The sequence below is a fragment of the Pseudomonas sp. S2_B10 genome, from assembly GCF_054668425.1.
Window position 1 is genome coordinate 3,387,458 of record NZ_CP162768.1, and the last position, 15,423, is coordinate 3,402,880.

13 protein-coding genes are annotated in these 15,423 nt (G+C 61.7%); 4 read left to right on the forward strand and 9 right to left on the reverse strand.

Annotated features, from left to right (window positions below):
* Positions 1-7: 7 nt before the first annotated feature.
* The 8 genes from phaC (AB4O45_RS15230) to argS form a co-directional block, all read right to left on the reverse strand.
* Positions 8-1,690: a class II poly(R)-hydroxyalkanoic acid synthase gene (gene phaC, locus AB4O45_RS15230; protein ID WP_071174138.1), complete on the reverse strand. Its 1,683-nt coding sequence runs from the start codon at positions 1,688-1,690 to the stop codon at positions 8-10.
* 140 nt (positions 1,691-1,830) lie between these two features.
* Entirely contained in the window at positions 1,831-2,685 is an 855-nt protein-coding gene (gene phaZ, locus AB4O45_RS15235) for a poly(3-hydroxyalkanoate) depolymerase (RefSeq protein ID WP_016772063.1), read from the reverse strand.
* Between the two features lie 215 nt (positions 2,686-2,900).
* Positions 2,901-4,580 (reverse strand): class II poly(R)-hydroxyalkanoic acid synthase, encoded by a 1,680-nt coding sequence (phaC, locus tag AB4O45_RS15240; RefSeq protein ID WP_041477559.1) that lies wholly within the window; start codon positions 4,578-4,580, stop codon positions 2,901-2,903.
* Between the two features lie 257 nt (positions 4,581-4,837).
* Positions 4,838-5,215 carry a gamma-butyrobetaine hydroxylase family protein gene (locus AB4O45_RS15245; RefSeq protein WP_133337328.1) on the reverse strand — a complete coding sequence of 126 codons (378 nt, stop codon included), beginning with the start codon at positions 5,213-5,215 and terminating at the stop codon, positions 4,838-4,840.
* A 153-nt stretch (positions 5,216-5,368) separates the two neighbouring features.
* The gene (hslU, locus tag AB4O45_RS15250) at positions 5,369-6,706 is read right to left on the reverse strand and encodes an ATP-dependent protease ATPase subunit HslU (RefSeq protein ID WP_041477561.1); all 1,338 of its coding nucleotides are present in this window, start codon (positions 6,704-6,706) and stop codon (positions 5,369-5,371) included.
* A 55-nt stretch (positions 6,707-6,761) separates the two neighbouring features.
* On the reverse strand, positions 6,762-7,292 hold the full coding sequence (gene hslV / locus AB4O45_RS15255) for an ATP-dependent protease subunit HslV (RefSeq protein WP_007968352.1): 531 nt from the start codon (positions 7,290-7,292) through the stop codon (positions 6,762-6,764).
* A gap of 290 nt (positions 7,293-7,582) precedes the next feature.
* Positions 7,583-8,293 (reverse strand): SPOR domain-containing protein, encoded by a 711-nt coding sequence (locus AB4O45_RS15260; protein WP_041477562.1) that lies wholly within the window; start codon positions 8,291-8,293, stop codon positions 7,583-7,585.
* A gap of 1 nt (position 8,294) precedes the next feature.
* Positions 8,295-10,031 (reverse strand): arginine--tRNA ligase, encoded by a 1,737-nt coding sequence (argS, locus tag AB4O45_RS15265; RefSeq protein ID WP_095181033.1) that lies wholly within the window; start codon positions 10,029-10,031, stop codon positions 8,295-8,297.
* On the opposite strand from argS, the gene AB4O45_RS15270 reads away from it, so the two are divergent.
* On the forward strand, positions 10,030-10,152 hold the full coding sequence (locus AB4O45_RS15270; RefSeq protein WP_016772057.1) for a hypothetical protein: 123 nt from the start codon (positions 10,030-10,032) through the stop codon (positions 10,150-10,152). The genes argS and AB4O45_RS15270 overlap by 2 nt on opposite strands.
* 119 nt (positions 10,153-10,271) lie before the next feature.
* Here the strand turns inward: AB4O45_RS15270 and AB4O45_RS15275 are convergent, their stop codons facing one another.
* Positions 10,272-12,491 (reverse strand): primosomal protein N', encoded by a 2,220-nt coding sequence (locus tag AB4O45_RS15275; protein WP_041477564.1) that lies wholly within the window; start codon positions 12,489-12,491, stop codon positions 10,272-10,274.
* A gap of 284 nt (positions 12,492-12,775) precedes the next feature.
* On the opposite strand from AB4O45_RS15275, the gene rpmE reads away from it, so the two are divergent.
* The 3 genes from rpmE (at position 12,776) to AB4O45_RS15290 (ending at position 15,280) form a co-directional block, all read left to right on the forward strand.
* Positions 12,776-12,997: a 50S ribosomal protein L31 gene (gene rpmE / locus AB4O45_RS15280; RefSeq protein ID WP_041477565.1), complete on the forward strand. Its 222-nt coding sequence runs from the start codon at positions 12,776-12,778 to the stop codon at positions 12,995-12,997.
* A 41-nt stretch (positions 12,998-13,038) separates the two neighbouring features.
* The gene (locus AB4O45_RS15285; protein ID WP_460161508.1) at positions 13,039-13,827 is read left to right on the forward strand and encodes a thermonuclease family protein; all 789 of its coding nucleotides are present in this window, start codon (positions 13,039-13,041) and stop codon (positions 13,825-13,827) included.
* Between the two features lie 184 nt (positions 13,828-14,011).
* Entirely contained in the window at positions 14,012-15,280 is a 1,269-nt protein-coding gene (locus AB4O45_RS15290) for a malic enzyme-like NAD(P)-binding protein (RefSeq protein ID WP_016772053.1), read from the forward strand.
* Positions 15,281-15,423: the final 143 nt, after the last annotated feature.

Genomic DNA, 15,423 nt, shown 5'->3' on the forward strand with positions numbered 1-15,423 from the left:
TTGAGCGTCAGCGCACATGCACATAGGTGCCAGGTGCTGCTTCCATCGGTGGATAGTTCGGATTGCCGAGGGTGGTGCGAGTCTCATTCAGGGCGCCGGAGCGCTGGGCGACCCATTCCAGCCACTGCGGCCACCAGCTGCCGTCGACGTGTCTGGCATCGTAGTACCAGGCACGCGGGTCGCTGCTCAGTTTGGCGTTCTCGACGTAGGCAGCTTTCGGGTTGCTCGGCGGGTTGAGGATGCTCTGCACATGGCCGCTGTTGGACAGCACGAAACGTCGTTCGCCACCGAGCAGCAGGGTCGAACGATACACCGCGTCCCACGGCGTGATGTGGTCGTTCATGCCGGCGACGCTGAAGCTGTCGACATTGACCTTCTGCAGGTCGATCGGCGTACCGCACACCTCGAGACCGCCCGCGTGGATCAGCGGGTTGTGCTTGAAGAAGTCCAGCAGATCGCCGTGCAGCGCCGCCGGCAGGCGCGTGTTGTCGTTGTTCCAGTAGAGGATGTCGAAGGCTGGCGGCTCCTTGCCCAGCAAGTAGTTGTTGACGAAATAGCTCCAGATCAAATCGTTGGGGCGCATCCAGGCGAAGACCTTGGCCATGTCGCGACCGTCGAGCACGCCTCGCTGGTACGAGCGACGCTTGGCCGCTTCCAGTGTTTGTTCATCGGCAAACAACGTCGCCGGAGTTTCGATCTGGCTGTCGAGCAGACTGACCAGGTACGTCGCGCTGGCGACCCGGCGCAGTTGCCGTTTGGCCTGCAAATGCCCTTGCAGGGCGGCAATGGTCAGGCCGCCGGCGCAGGCGCCCATCAGGTTCACTTCGCGGGCGCCGGTAATCGCCCGGCAGATGTTCATCGCTTCTTCGACCGCTTCGACGTAACTCGACAGGCCCCACTCGCGATGGCGCACATCAGGGTTGCGCCAGCTGATCATGAAGGTCTGCAGGCTGTTTTTCAGGGCGTATTGGACGAAGCTGTTCTGCGGGCTCAGATCGAAGATGTAGTACTTGTTGATTTGCGGCGGCACCACCAGCAAGGGCTTGGCGTACTGCTTTTCGCTCATCGATTTGTACTGGATCAACTCGAACATTTCATTGCGAAACACCACAGCCCCAGTGGTGGTCGCTACGGTTTTGCCGACCTCGAACGCCTGCTTGGTCACTTGCCGTGGCAGGCCGTCGTTGTGCAACAGATCATCGAACAGATGGCTCAGGCCACGCACCAGACTCTGCCCGCCGGAATTGAACAGCTCCTTGACCGCCAGCGGATTGAGCAGCGTGTTGGAGGGCGCCACGGCGTCATTGAGCAGAGTGAAAGCGAAGTGCGCACGGGCACGATCTTCAGGGCTCATGTCGCCTTCATCGATCCAGCTCTTGACCTGTTTCTGCCAGGCCAGATACGCCTGCAGGCTGCGCCGGTAGAACGGGTTGAGGCTCCACGCCGGATCGGCGAAGCGGCTGTCTTGCGGATTGGTCGGGTGCAGGGTTTCGCCGAGCAGCACGCGGCCCAGCTGTCCGCCAAGCTTCAGCGCATGCTTTGCGCTGTGCAACGGATTGCGCAAGCCGTGGGCGGCGACGCTGCGCAGTGTCGACAGCAGATCCCTGCCACGCAGACCGGCGATCGCACTTTGGGCGTTGATAAACACGGCGGGGCTGGGCACCACGCCCGTCGCTGGTTTTTCGCGCATGACTCAACACTCCTTCGTCTTCAGGGCAAAAACACACTCACCGAACCAGAACACCATAGACGCTGTTACCGGTTGCTGCCTGCGCGGCGTCCTGCCGCGCGCTTGATTTGAAAAGTGCTGCATAAAGCAGGCCGCCGCGATCAGCCGCCGAGCGGGGTCGGATGCGGGTGCATGACTGCGCGCAGACGCTCCTCTTCGAGAAACTTCATGATGATCGGCGCCACCGCTTCGGCGCGAGTGATCAGGAACAGATGGCCGTCATCGATGATGTGCAACTGGGCGTTGGGAATGCGCCAGGCGAGCATGCGCATGTTGATCAGCGGAATCAGCGGATCGTCATCGCCGGCCAGCACCAGCGTCGGCTGATGGATCTTGTGCAGCCAGTGGATGCTGGTCCAGCCGAGGCCGGCGAACAGTTGCCAGTAGTAACCGAGCTTGCCCGCCGAGCGCACTTTCGCCGCATGGCTGGCAGCCAGCGTCGGGTCGCGACGGAACGAGCCGCCGTAGATCATCGGCGCGATGCGGATCACATGGGATGGCTGAATGTAGCGGCGCGGGCTGGCCATCATCCATAGCACTTTCGGTTTGCCCGGCACCATCACCGCACCGGCCGCAGTGGCCGCCAGTACCAGTTTCTTGCAGCGCTCGGGATAGTCGTAGGCAAACTGCTGCGCCAGAGCTCCGCCCCACGACACGCCGATCACATTGACCTGACCGTAGTCGAGATAGTCGAGCATCCGCGCCGTCAGTTTGGCCAGGCCGGGAAAGCGATACGGCCGGTTGGGCGTCGAGGAGCCGCCGACCCCGGGCACGTCGAAGGCGATCACTTCCAGATCCGGGTCGAGCGCAGCGACAAACGGGAACACCAGCTCCAGGTTGGCGCCGATGCCGTTGAAAATCAGCAGAGGCGTCAAATGAGGCTTGCCGGGACGCACCGCCGTGCGGAGGGTCTGGCCATCCAGATCGACGGTGCGGAATATGAACGGTTGCGGCATGCGTGAGGCCCTGTAGATTTCAAGTCCACCCGTATTCCTGTAGGAGCGGACCTTGTGGTGAGGGGATTTATCCCCGTTCGGCTGCGAAGCAGTCGTGAATCGAGTAGCCGCGGTGCGTTTGACAAATCACGGTTTCAGGATTCGGGGTCGCTTCGCAACCCAACGGGGATAAATCCCCTCGCCACAAGGCCCTCTCCCACAATGGGTGGTGTCAGTTACCGTTCGTGAACATAAGTGCCCGGCGAAGCCTCGCCTGCCGGGTACGCTTTGTTGCCCAGTTTCGTCGGGGCCTTTTTCAGGTTGCCCGAGCGCTCGGCCAGCCATGCCTGCCAATACAGCCACCAGGAATCGGTGTGCTTGGTCGAGTTTTCCTGCCAGTCATCGGCAGTCGCCGCCATCTCTTCGCTGGTCATGTAACGCGATTTCGGATTGCCCGGCGGGTTGAGGATGCTTTGGATATGGCCGCTGCTCGACAGCACGAATTCTACTTTTCCGCCGAACAGCTGCGCCGACTTGTAGCAGGACTTCCATGGCGTGATGTGATCGTTGGTGCCGGCCAGCGAGAAGATGTCGGCGGTGACCTGCTTGAGGTCGATCGGCGTGCCGCACACTTCCAGTGCATTGGGGCGGATCAGTGGATTGTTTTTGAACATCTCGATCAGGTCGCCGTGGAACGCAGCGGGCAGGCGGGTGGTGTCGTTGTTCCAGAACAGAATGTCGAACACCGGCGGCTCGTTGCCGAGCAGGTAGTTGTTGACCCAATAGTTCCAGATCAGATCGTTGGGGCGCATCCAGGCGAAGACCTTGGCCATGTCTTTGCCTTCGAGCACGCCGGCCTGGTAGGAGTGGCGCTTGGCGGTCTCCAGAGTCTGCTCATCGACGAACAGGGCGACGTCGCTGTCCAGGGTGGTGTCGAGCACGCTGACCAGCAGGGTGAGGGCGTTGACCTTGTTCTCGCCGAGCGCGGCGTAGTGGCCGAGCAGGGCGGTGCAGGTGATGCCGCCGGAGCAGGCGCCGAGCATGTTCACATCTTTGCTGCCGGTGATCGCGGTGACTACGTCGACCGCTTCCTTCAGCGCTTCGATATACGTCGACAGACCCCACTCGCGCTGGGCCTTGGTCGGGTTGCGCCAACTGATGATGAAGGTCGGCACGTTGTTGCGCAGGCAGAAGCGCGCCAGACTCTTGTCCGGGCTCAAGTCGAAGACGTAGAACTTGTTGATCTGCGGCGGCACTACCAGCAGTGGGCGTTCGTGGACCTGCTCGGTGATCGGCCGGTACTGGATCAGCTCCAGCACATCATTGCGGAACACCACAGCACCTTCGGTGACGCCCAGGCTCTTGCCGACCTCGAACGCGCCCATGTTGACCTGGCTCGGCATGCCGCCGTTGTGCACCAGATCCTTGGCCAGATGCGAGAGGCCATCGAGCAGGCTTTTGCCGCCGGTTTCGAAGAAGCGTTTGACCGCCGCCGGGTTGGCCGCCGTGTTGGTCGGCGCCATGGCTTCGGTCATCAGGTTGATGACGAAATGCCCGCGAGCGATGTCCTTGGGGGACAGGCTGCTGTCATCGATCCAGGCATGCAGTTCCTTGCGCCAGGCCAGGTAGGTTTGCAGATAACGTTTGTATAGCGGGTTCTGGCTCCACGCCGGGTCGGCAAAGCGGCGGTCGTCACCGGCCGGTTGCAGCGCGGACTTACCCAGCAGCACGTTCTTCAGCTCGAGGCCGAAATGGGTCACGTGCCTGACGCTGTGAATCGGTTGTCTGATGGCCTGTTTCAGCACCATTCGAGCAGAGGCCAGCAGATCCTTTCCGCGCAGCCCGACGACGGGGTTAAGCCCCAGAGTGTTTTCCGAGGCTTGGTACTTCAGGTCATCGTTATTCTTGTCACTCATCTACGACGCTCCATTGTCCTGAGACGAGTACCCGGTTTCACGCTGTCGCTTCCACAGCCAATGCCGGGTACTACTGCTCGGGTGACCGTTGATTCTGCATAGCTGCTTTACAGTCGTAGAGCACTGCAGGGAACTTGCCAGCTCCATTGGTTACCCGAGTTTAATTTTTTTCGCAAGCGGCCGATCCGGGGCCATATGCGCGGAGCATTCAAACAGATGAAGTTAGAAAATGCCCTCTAAAGAGCGAGAGCCACGGCCTAGAGCATCAGCTTGACGAACGACTCGTTCGGATCGCGGGATTTTCCGGCCGCGCGCAGCTCGGCAAGATAATCGTCCCAGAGTTCGTTCTGGCGTTTGCCGAGTTCGTAGAGGTATTCCCAAGTGAACAGGCCGCTGTCATGACCGTCGTCGAAGGTCAGTTTCAGTGCGTAGTTGCCGGCCGGCTCCAGCTTGCTCAGACCCACGTTGAGCTTGCCGAATTGCAGGATCGGTTTGCCGTGGCCCTGGACCTCGGCGGAGGGGGAGTGCACGCGCAGAAACTCCGCGGGCAGGGTGAATTCCTCGCCGGACGCGTAAGTGAGCGTCAGGGTTTTCGAGGCTTTGTGCAGTTTGATGTCGGTGGGGATTCGATTCATGGGCTGGCGTCCGATGTGTGGGCGACCCTGATTCAAATGTGGGAGCGAGCCTGCTCGCGAAAGCGGCGGTTCAGACGGCATTGATACCGACTGACACGACCTCTTCGCGAGCAGGCTCGCTCCCACAGGGTCCGCTACCGCTGTAAGTATGGCTTACAGGATATAACGGGACAGATCTTCGTTCTGCGCCAATTCGCCGAGGTGGCTGTTGACGTAGTCGGCGTCGATCAGAATCGCCTTGTCATCGTGGGCGCTGGCCAGGTCGCCGGCGCTGAACGACACCTCTTCGAGCAGACGCTCAAGCAGGGTGTGCAGGCGACGGGCACCGATGTTCTCGGTCTTCTCGTTGACCTGCCAGGCGATCTCCGCCAGACGCTTGATGCCCTCGGGCTGGAACTGGATGTTCAGGCCTTCGGTTTTCAGCAGCGCGCAGTATTGCTCGGTGAGCGAGGCGTGCGGTTCGCTGAGGATGCGTTCGAAGTCTTCCGGGCTCAGGGCCTTGAGCTCGACGCGGATCGGCAGACGACCTTGCAGCTCCGGCACCAGATCGCTTGGCTTGCTCAAGTGGAACGCGCCGGAGGCGATGAACAGGATGTGGTCAGTCTTGACCATGCCCAGCTTGGTGTTGACGGTGCAGCCTTCGATCAGCGGCAGCAGGTCGCGCTGTACGCCTTCGCGGGAGACATCGGCGCCGCCGACATTGCCGCGCTTGGCGACCTTGTCGATCTCGTCGATGAAGACGATACCGTGCTGCTCGACCGCTTCCAGCGCCTTGGCCTTCAGTTCTTCTTCGTTGACCAGACGCCCGGCTTCTTCATCGCGCACCAGTTTCAGCGCTTCCTTGACCTTGAGCTTGCGCGACTTCTTCTTGCCCTTGCCCATGTTGGCAAACAGCGATTGCAGCTGGTTGGTCATCTCTTCCATGCCTGGCGGCGTGGCGATCTCGATGCCGGAGACTTCGGCGACTTCGATCTCGATTTCCTTGTCGTCCAACTGGCCTTCGCGCAGACGCTTGCGGAACAGCTGACGCGTGTTGGAATCGGAACTCTGCGCCTCTTCATTGCTGAAGCCCATGCGTGCCGGCGGCAGCAACGCGTCGAGGATGCGGTCCTCGGCAGCGTCTTCGGCGCGGTGGCGTACGCGGGTCATTTCCTGTTCGCGGAGCATCTTGATCGCGGCATCGGCCAGATCACGGATGATCGACTCGACGTCACGGCCGACATAACCGACTTCGGTGAATTTGGTCGCTTCGACCTTGATGAACGGCGCATTGGCCAGTTTCGCCAGACGACGGGCGATCTCGGTTTTACCGACACCGGTCGGGCCGATCATCAGGATGTTCTTCGGGGTCACCTCAACGCGCAGCTCTTCAGGCAGCTGCATGCGGCGCCAGCGGTTGCGCAGGGCAATCGCGACGGCGCGCTTGGCATCGTCCTGGCCGATGATATGGCGGTTGAGTTCGTGGACGATTTCGCGGGGAGTCATGGACATAATAATTGACGGTCCTCAAGCAGAAACAAGCCGTGGCACACGGGCCGCAACAGGCTTACTCAGCGAGATCCTGCTCCTCAATGGTCTGGGTGTGGTTGGTGAATACGCAGATGTCGCCAGCGATGCCGAGAGCGGTTTCGACGATCTCGCGCGCTGACAAGTCGGTCTTTTTCAGCAGGGCGCTGGCGGCGGCTTGCGCGTAGGCGCCGCCGGAACCCATGGCGATCAGGCCATCTTCGGGTTCGACCACGTCACCGTTGCCGGTGATGATCAGCGAGGCGTCCTTGTTGGCGACCGCGAGCATCGCTTCGAGGCGGCTCAGGGAGCGGTCGGTGCGCCATTCTTTGGCGAGTTCGACGGCGGCGCGGATCAGGTGGCCCTGATGTTTTTCGAGCTGGCCTTCGAAACGTTCGAACAGGGTAAAGGCGTCGGCGGTGGCACCGGCAAAACCGGCGATGACCTGGCCGTGGTACAGGCGACGGACCTTTTTGGCGTTGCCTTTCATCACGGTGTTGCCGAGAGAAACCTGGCCGTCGCCGCCCATGACGACTTTGCCGTGGCGGCGGACTGAAACGATGGTGGTCAAGGGAAGAGTCTCCACGCAGCGGGGCGAAAATGCCTTATGCCCATTCATATGGGGGTGCTGGAGGGGATTTCAACCGGCAGGGACGATGGGAGACGAATGGTGTGTGTGATGACTGTGGCGAGGGGATTTATCCCCGTTCGGCTGCGGAGCAGTCGCGAAACCATCATTTGCGGTATGCCTGCTGCACCGCAATGGCTGGTTTCAGGGCTGCTCCGCAGCCAAACGGGTATAAATCCCCTCGCCACAAAGTTTGAAGGTCACCTGCAAGTTGGAGCTGACCTCTGAGAGCCTTAGCGGCTCTGGCGTTGTTGTAACAACAGGTTGCTGAAGCCGGCGCCAGCCAGTTGTTTCTGCGCCGTGGTCAGTTGTTCACGGTTGCTGAACGGACCGACCAGCACGCGATACCAGGTTTCATCCTTGACCGTGCCGGACTCCACCGCGACGGCTTGGCCGAGCAGAATGATCTGCGCACGTACCTTGTCAGCATCGGTTTCCTTGCGGAACGAACCGGCCTGGAGGAAGAACTTGGTCACTGGCGCGGCCTTGCTCACCGGTGGCGCTGGCGGCGGCGTGATCCCCGCCAGAGCTGCCTGTGCCCGTGCGGTGTCGATCTTCGCCGCTTCGGCCGGGGTTACCGGCGTGGTCGGGACGGCCGGCACTTGCGGCGTCGGCAGGGTCTTCTCCGGCACCGCGTCCGGCGGCACGATCACTTCCGATTCCGGCAGCAGGGTGTAGAAGTCGTACTTCGGTTTCACCGGTTGCGTCGGGCTCGGCGGGGTCTTGTTGGCCTCGGCGATCTTCGACGCTTTCTGCTGCTGTTCGACCTTCTCGCGCTTGACCGTGTCGCTGCCCTTGCCCGGTTCCAGTTTCATCAGAAACACGATGAACGCGCCGACGGTCAGGCCGATGGCCATCCACAGCCAGCCCGGAATCGGTTGTTTCGCCGGGGCCTGATAGCGGCTGGCGCCGCGTTTGGGTGCAGGTTTTTTCTTGGCAGCCAACTTACATACGCTCCAGAGTTTCCAGACCCAACAGCTCCAGGCCTTGCTTGAGGGTGCGACCGGTCAGTGCGGCCAGACGCAGACGGCTCTGCATCTGTGCCGGGGTGTCGGCGGCGAGGATCGGGCAGTTCTCGTAAAAGCTGGAGAACAGGCCGGCGACGTCGTACAGGTAAGTGCAGAGAATGTGCGGCGTGCCTTTTTCAGCCACGTTGTTCAGCACTTCGCCGAACTGCGCCAGCTTCGCCGCCAGCTCCTGCTCGTGCGCCGCTTCGAGGACGATCTGGCCGTCGACTTCGCTGAAGTCCTTGCCCAGTTTGCGGAACACACCGGCCACGCGGGTGTAGGCGTACAGCAGATACGGCGCGGTGTTGCCTTCGAAATTGAGCATCAGGTCGAAGTTGAAGCTGTAGTCGCTGGTGCGATGCTTGGACAGGTCGGCGTATTTCACCGCGCCGATGCCGACGACCTTGGCGATGTTGCGCAACTCGTCTTCGGCCAGGGTCGGGTTCTTCTCTTTCACCAAGTTGTAGGCACGTTCCTGGGCTTCGGTCAGCAGGTCGATCAGCTTCACGGTGCCGCCATCACGGGTCTTGAATGGACGGCCATCGGCGCCGTTCATGGTACCGAAACCCATGTGCTCCATTTCCATCGGATGGGTGACGAAACCGGCCTTGCGCGCCACCGCGAAGACCTGCTGGAAGTGCAGGGCCTGGCGCTGGTCGACGAAATACAACGCGCGATCAGCCTTGAGCTTGCCGCTGCGGTAGCGCACGGCCGCCAGGTCAGTGGTGGCGTACAGGTAACCGCCATCGGCCTTGACGATGATCACCGGCAGCGGGTCGCCATCGGCGTTCTTGAACTCGTCGAGGAACACGCACTGGGCGCCGTTGCTCTCGACCAGCATGCCCGCTGCTTTCAGGTCGTTGACCACGTTGATCAGGTCGTCGTTGTAGGCGCTTTCGCCCATCACGTCGGCCATGGTCAGTTTGACGTTGAGCAGTTCGTAGATCTTCTGGCAGTGCGACAGCGAGATGTCCTTGAACTTGGTCCACAGTGCCAGGCATTCGGCATCGCCAGCCTGCAACTTGACCACCAGGCCACGCGCGCGATCGGCGAATTCTTCGGACTCGTCGAAACGCTGCTTGGCCGCACGGTAGAAGTTTTCCAGATCGGACAATTCGTCGCTGGTGATCGGGTTTTCCTGCAGGTACGCCATCAACATGCCGAACTGGGTGCCCCAGTCGCCGACGTGGTTCTGGCGGATCACTTCGTCGCCGAGGAACTCAAGCACGCGGGCCACGCCGTCGCCGATGATGGTCGAGCGCAAGTGGCCGACGTGCATCTCCTTGGCCAGGTTCGGCGCCGACAGGTCGACCACGGTGCGTTGCGCCGGGCCGGCCTTGCGCACGCCGACATGGGCGTCGGCCAGTGCGGCGTCGAGGCGCGAGGCCAGTGCCTGGGTGTTCTGGAAGAAATTGATGAAGCCCGGGCCGGCGATTTCGGCCTTGGTGACGTTCTCGTCAGAGGGCAGGGCGGCGATGATTTTCTCCGCCAGATCCCGTGGCTTCATGCCGGCCGGCTTGGCCAGCATCATGGCGATGTTGCTGGCGAAGTCGCCGTGGGTCTTGTCGCGGGCGTTCTCCACCTGGATCGCCGGCGTCAGGCCTTCAGGCAACACACCTTCGTTGACGAGTTGGGTGAGGGCTTGCTGGATCAGCTGGCGAATGGTGTCTTTCATGGTCTTCTCTTTCGACCGCAAGCGCGGCGGGCGCATCGATGCGCGGGTGGAAAAACTGGGCATTATCCGTTGCGAAGACGGGCTTGCCAACCTTAGCAGGCAGGATGTGGATATGTGGTGACAAAAAGTCCGCTTTCGCGAGCAGGCTCGCTCCCACAAGGTTTTTGCGCAGGACACACAAGGTATGTACGGCGCTGATCCACTGTGGGAGCGAGCCTGCTCGCGAAAGCGATCTTCAGCTCAATACAGATCCACCGGATCAACATCCAGCGACCAGCGCACTGCCCGCCCACTCGGCATCTGCTCCAGCACCAGCATCCAGCTCGCCAGCAACCGGTGCAACGGTGCCCGCGCGGTCGCCTGTAACAACAGCTGGGCGCGATAACGCCCGGCTCGGCGCTCCATCGGCGCCGGCACCGGCCCGAGCAACTCGATGCCGCTCAGATTCAATTCGGCCAGCAAGCGTTCGGCCGCGCTGCACGCTTCATCGAGAAAGCCTTCCGCCTGCCCCGGCTTGTGCGCTTCGGCGCGCAGCAGCGCCAGATGGGCAAACGGCGGCAACCCGGCCGCGCGGCGCTCGCTCAAGGCTTGTTCGGCGAAGGCGAAATAACCCTGCTCGGTCAGTTGCACCAATAAAGGATGGTCGGCCAAATGCGTCTGGATGATCACCCTGCCCGGCTCCTCAGCCCGGCCGGCGCGCCCGGCGACCTGGACGATCAACTGCGCCATGCGCTCGCTGGCGCGGAAGTCGCCGGAAAACAGGCCACCGTCGGCATCCAGAATCGATACCAGCGTCACCCTTGGGAAATGGTGCCCTTTGGCCAACATCTGCGTGCCCACCAGAATGCACGGCTGACCCTTTTGAATCGTCGCAAACAGCTGATTCATCGCGTCCTTGCGCGAGGTGCTGTCGCGATCGACGCGCAGTACCGGGTAATCCGGGAACAGAATCGCCAGGCGTTCTTCGGCGCGTTCGGTGCCGGCGCCGACGGGGCGCAGATCGACCTTGCTGCACTTCGGGCACTGGCGCGGCGTGCGCTCGACGTTGCCGCAGTGGTGGCAGCGCAACTCGCCGTAACGTTGATGCACGGTCATGCGCGCATCGCAGCGCGAGCACTCGGACATCCAGCCGCAATCGTGGCAGAGCAGGGTCGGGGCAAAGCCGCGACGGTTGAGGAACACCAGCACCTGCTGGCCGTTGGCGAGGGTCTGGCCGATGGCTTGCTGCATCGGCCCGGAAATACCGCTGTCGAGCGGACGGCTTTTCACGTCCAGCCGCAGGAAGCGCGGTTGCTTGGCGCCGCCGGCGCGCTCGTTCAGACGCAACAGGCCGTAGCGGCCGGTGTAAGCGTTGTGCAGACTTTCCAGCGACGGCGTGGCGGAGCCGAGCACGATCGGGATGTTTTCCTGCCGCGCGCGCACCAGCGCCAGATCGCGAGCGTGGTAGCGCAGACCTTCCTGCTGTTTATAGGAACCGTCGTGCTCTTCATCGATGATGATCAGCCCGGGATTTTTCATCGGCGTGAACAGCGCCGAACGGGTGCCGATAATAATGTCGGCCTCGCCATCACGGGCGGCGAGCCACGCGTCGAGGCGTTCGCGATCATTCACTGCCGAATGCAGCAGGGCGATACGCGCATTGAAGCGCTGTTCGAAACGCGCCAGGGTTTGCGGGCCGAGGTTGATCTCCGGAATCAGCACCAAGGCTTGCTTGCCGGCTTCGAGGGTTTCGCGGATCAGTTGCAGATAGACTTCGGTCTTGCCGCTGCCGGTGACGCCGGCCAGGAGAAACGCGTGATAACTGTCGAAACCGGCGCGAATCGCTTCATACGCCGCGCGTTGTTCGCTGTTGAGCGGCAGCTCCGGTTGTGCCAGCCAGTGTTCATGGCGGACGCCGGGGGCGTGGCGGCGGATTTCGACTTGCACCAGTCCCTTGGCCAGCAGCAGATCGAGGCTGTCCTTGCTCAGCATCAGTTTGCTCAGCAACTGATGGGCGACGCCGTGGGGGTGCTGGGCCAGCGTGGTCAGCGCCTCGCGCTGGCGTGGCGCACGGGCCACTCGCGGGTCATCGACGCTGGCGCCGGGGGCCACCGACCAGAAGCGTTCCTGGCGGGCTTCGGCCAGCTCGCCCTGACGCAGCAGCACTGGCAAGGCCCAGTTCAAGGTGTCGCCGAGGCTGTGCTGATAATACTGCGCCGTCCACAGGCACAGCTTGAACAGCGCCGGCGGCAGCGGTGAAGTCGAGTCGAGGAGGGCCAGTGCCGGTTTGAGTTTTTCTGCCGGCACCTCGCTGGTGTCGGTGACCTCGACCAGAATCCCGATCATCTCGCGCCGACCGAACGGCACCCGCAAGCGCATGCCCGGCTGCAATTGCTCACGCCGCACCCCGGCCGGCGCCCGGTAATCGAACAGGCGGCGCAGAGGCGAAGGCAGGGCAAGGCGCAAAATGGCGTCGGGCACGCGGGGGGATCTCGATACGCAAAATGATCGGATATGCATGACCTGTGGGAGCGAGCCTGCTCGCTAAGGCGGTGGGTCAGGCAACACATGTGTCGACTGCCATGGCGCCTTCGCGAGCAGACTCGCTCCCACAGGGAAGTGCGTTCAAGGCCGGGAGCCTAGCAGACGGTCGGTCTCGGTGACAGCTTGCGCGATTGAAAAGGTCTGGTAGAATCCGCGGCCTAATTACGTGCGGTATTCAACAATAGTGTTGGGTGGCGGCACGCTAGCCTGAGGAAGACACCATGAAAGCCGATATCCATCCGAACTACCCGGAAATTGCTGTTACCTGCAGCTGCGGTAACAAGTTCGAAACTCGTTCGACCTACGGCAAAGCCCTGGCGATCGACGTTTGCAACGAATGCCACCCGTTCTACACCGGTAAGCAGAAGACTCTGGACACCGGCGGCCGTGTGCAGAAGTTCGCAGACCGTTTCGCTACTTTCGGCGTCGGCAAAAAAGCCTGAGGCTGATCATTTTGGATGGTCGTTTCGACTTCTCCAGACTGATGAAAAAGGCGTCCCTTGCGGGCGCCTTTTTTGTGTCTGCGATTTGGCTGTCCGCCGCCCAGGCGTTCTGCCCGACACCCGCAGGGCTGACCAGCGTCAGCGTCAGCGTGCAGCGGGTGGTCGATGGCGACAACCTGCGCCTGAGCGACGGGCGCAATGTGCGCATGATCGGCCTCAATACGCCGGAGCTGGGCAAGCAGGGCCGCAGCGACGAACCGTTCGCCGTGGCGGCGCGTAAACGCCTGCAAGCGCTGGTGGATGAGAGCGGCGGCCGGGTCGGCTTGCGGCCCGGCAAGCAGGCGAAAGACCATTACGGGCGTACGCTCGCGCATGTTTACAGCGCCAGCGGAGTGAATCTCGAAGCGCAAATGCTTGCCGATGGCCTGGGTTTTCACGTTGCGGTCGCGCCGAATGTCGACCTGGTCCCCTGCCAGCAGGCCGCCGAACGCAGCGCGCGACAGGCCGGGCTTGGTCTCTGGCGGCAATCGCCGGTGCAGAAAGCGCAGGAGATCCAGCGTTCAGGCTTTGCCGTAGTCAGCGGTCGGGTGAGCAAGGTGCAGCGCAATCGCGGCGGAATCTGGATCGAGTTGCAGGACAGGGTTGTATTGCGGGTTGCACCCAATCTGCTCGGACGATTTGACAGTGCTGGTCTGGAAGCACTGAAAGGCAGGCAGATCGAGGCGCGTGGCTGGGTGGTTGACCGAACCCGGCGCGGTGGATTGCAAAAAGGTCAGGCGCGCTGGTTGTTGCCGTTGACCGATCCTTCGATGCTGCACGTACCGCGTTGAAGAAAAATTGTAGACATTTTTACAGCTGATTGTGAACAGTCCAGCCCTTGTGCGCCGTGGCTCTTGGCCCAAAGTCGTAGGGCAGGGCGCTTGACAGCGGTGACTGCCCAGTCTTGTGGGGACTTTGCGAGGCGCGTATCCTCGCTGACCAGTCTGTCCAACAGTAAAAAAGCGGAATGCCAAAATGTCTGATCTGAAAACTGCCGCTCTCGAATACCACGCCAATCCTCGTCCGGGGAAGCTGAGTGTCGAGCTCACCAAGGCCACTGCTACCGCCCGCGACCTGTCGCTGGCCTACAGCCCCGGCGTAGCTGAACCAGTACGCGAGATCGCTCGCGATCCTGAACTGGCCTACAAATACACCGGCAAGGGCAACCTGGTGGCAGTCATTTCCGATGGCACCGCGATTCTCGGCCTGGGCAACCTCGGCCCATTGGCGTCCAAGCCTGTGATGGAAGGCAAAGGCGTGCTGTTCAAGCGCTTCGCCGGCATCGACGTATTCGACATCGAAGTCGACTCGGAAAGCCCGCAAGCCTTCATCGACACCGTCAAGCGCATCTCCATCACCTTCGGTGGCATCAACCTGGAAGACATCAAGGCGCCAGAGTGCTTTGAGATCGAACGCGCTCTGATCGAGCAGTGCGACATTCCGGTGTTCCATGATGACCAGCACGGCACCGCGATCGTGACCGCTGCGGGCATGATCAACGCCCTGGAAATCGCTGGCAAAACCCTGCCGGAAGCGAAAATCGTCTGCCTCGGCGCCGGCGCTGCCGCCATCTCCTGCATGAAATTGCTGGTGAGCATGGGCGCTCGCATCGAAAACATCTTCATGGTTGACCGTACCGGCGTGATCCACTCTGGCCGTGACGACCTGAACCAGTACAAAGCAGTGTTCGCCCACGCTACCGAGAAGCGCACCCTGGCAGACGCACTGGCAGGCGCTGACGTATTCGTCGGTCTTTCCGGTCCGAACCTGCTGAGCGCCGAAGGCCTGCTGTCGATGGCGGCCAACCCGATCGTGTTCGCCTGCTCCAACCCGGATCCGGAAATCTCCCCGGAACTGGCGCACGCCACCCGTAGCGATGTGATCATGGCAACCGGCCGTTCGGACTACCCGAATCAGGTCAACAACGTACTGGGCTTCCCGTTCATCTTCCGTGGTGCCCTGGACGTTCGCGCCAAGCGCATCAACGAAGAAATGAAAGTCGCCGCCGCCAACGCCCTGCGCGAACTGGCCAAACTGCCTGTTCCACAGGACGTGTGCGATGCCTACGGCGGTGCTCCGCTGGAATTCGGTCGTGAGTACATCATTCCGAAACCAATGGACAAGCGCCTGATCACCCTGATCTCCGACGCCGTGGCCAAGGCTGCGATCGAGACCGGCGTGGCCACCCTGCCGTATCCGAAGAACTACCCGCTGAAAAGCGTGGATGACGTGTTCAACGGCTAAGTCGTTGTAGCGTGTCAAACAAAAGCCCCGGCTCGTGAGAGTCGGGGCTTTTTTATGCCTGAAGATCAAGAGCCCCTCACCCTAACCCTCTCCCAGAGGGAGAGGGGACTGATTGGGGGACGCTTGGGAGCTACGCCGACCTG

Bases quoted from the DNA above. Each gene is read 5' to 3' on its own strand.
- phaC (WP_071174138.1), bottom strand. From the start codon at position 1,690: ATGCGCGAAAAACCAGCGACGGGCGTGGTGCCCAGCCCCGCCGTGTTT.
- phaZ (WP_016772063.1), bottom strand. From the start codon at position 2,685: ATGCCGCAACCGTTCATATTCCGCACCGTCGATCTGGATGGCCAGACC.
- phaC (WP_041477559.1), bottom strand. From the start codon at position 4,580: ATGAGTGACAAGAATAACGATGACCTGAAGTACCAAGCCTCGGAAAAC.
- AB4O45_RS15245 (WP_133337328.1), bottom strand. From the start codon at position 5,215: ATGAATCGAATCCCCACCGACATCAAACTGCACAAAGCCTCGAAAACC.
- hslU (WP_041477561.1), bottom strand. From the start codon at position 6,706: ATGTCCATGACTCCCCGCGAAATCGTCCACGAACTCAACCGCCATATC.
- AB4O45_RS15270 (WP_016772057.1), top strand. From the start codon at position 10,030: ATGGTCTTCTCTTTCGACCGCAAGCGCGGCGGGCGCATCGATGCGCGG.
- argS (WP_095181033.1), bottom strand. From the start codon at position 10,031: ATGAAAGACACCATTCGCCAGCTGATCCAGCAAGCCCTCACCCAACTC.
- rpmE (WP_041477565.1), top strand. From the start codon at position 12,776: ATGAAAGCCGATATCCATCCGAACTACCCGGAAATTGCTGTTACCTGC.
- AB4O45_RS15285 (WP_460161508.1), top strand. From the start codon at position 13,039: ATGAAAAAGGCGTCCCTTGCGGGCGCCTTTTTTGTGTCTGCGATTTGG.
- AB4O45_RS15290 (WP_016772053.1), top strand. From the start codon at position 14,012: ATGTCTGATCTGAAAACTGCCGCTCTCGAATACCACGCCAATCCTCGT.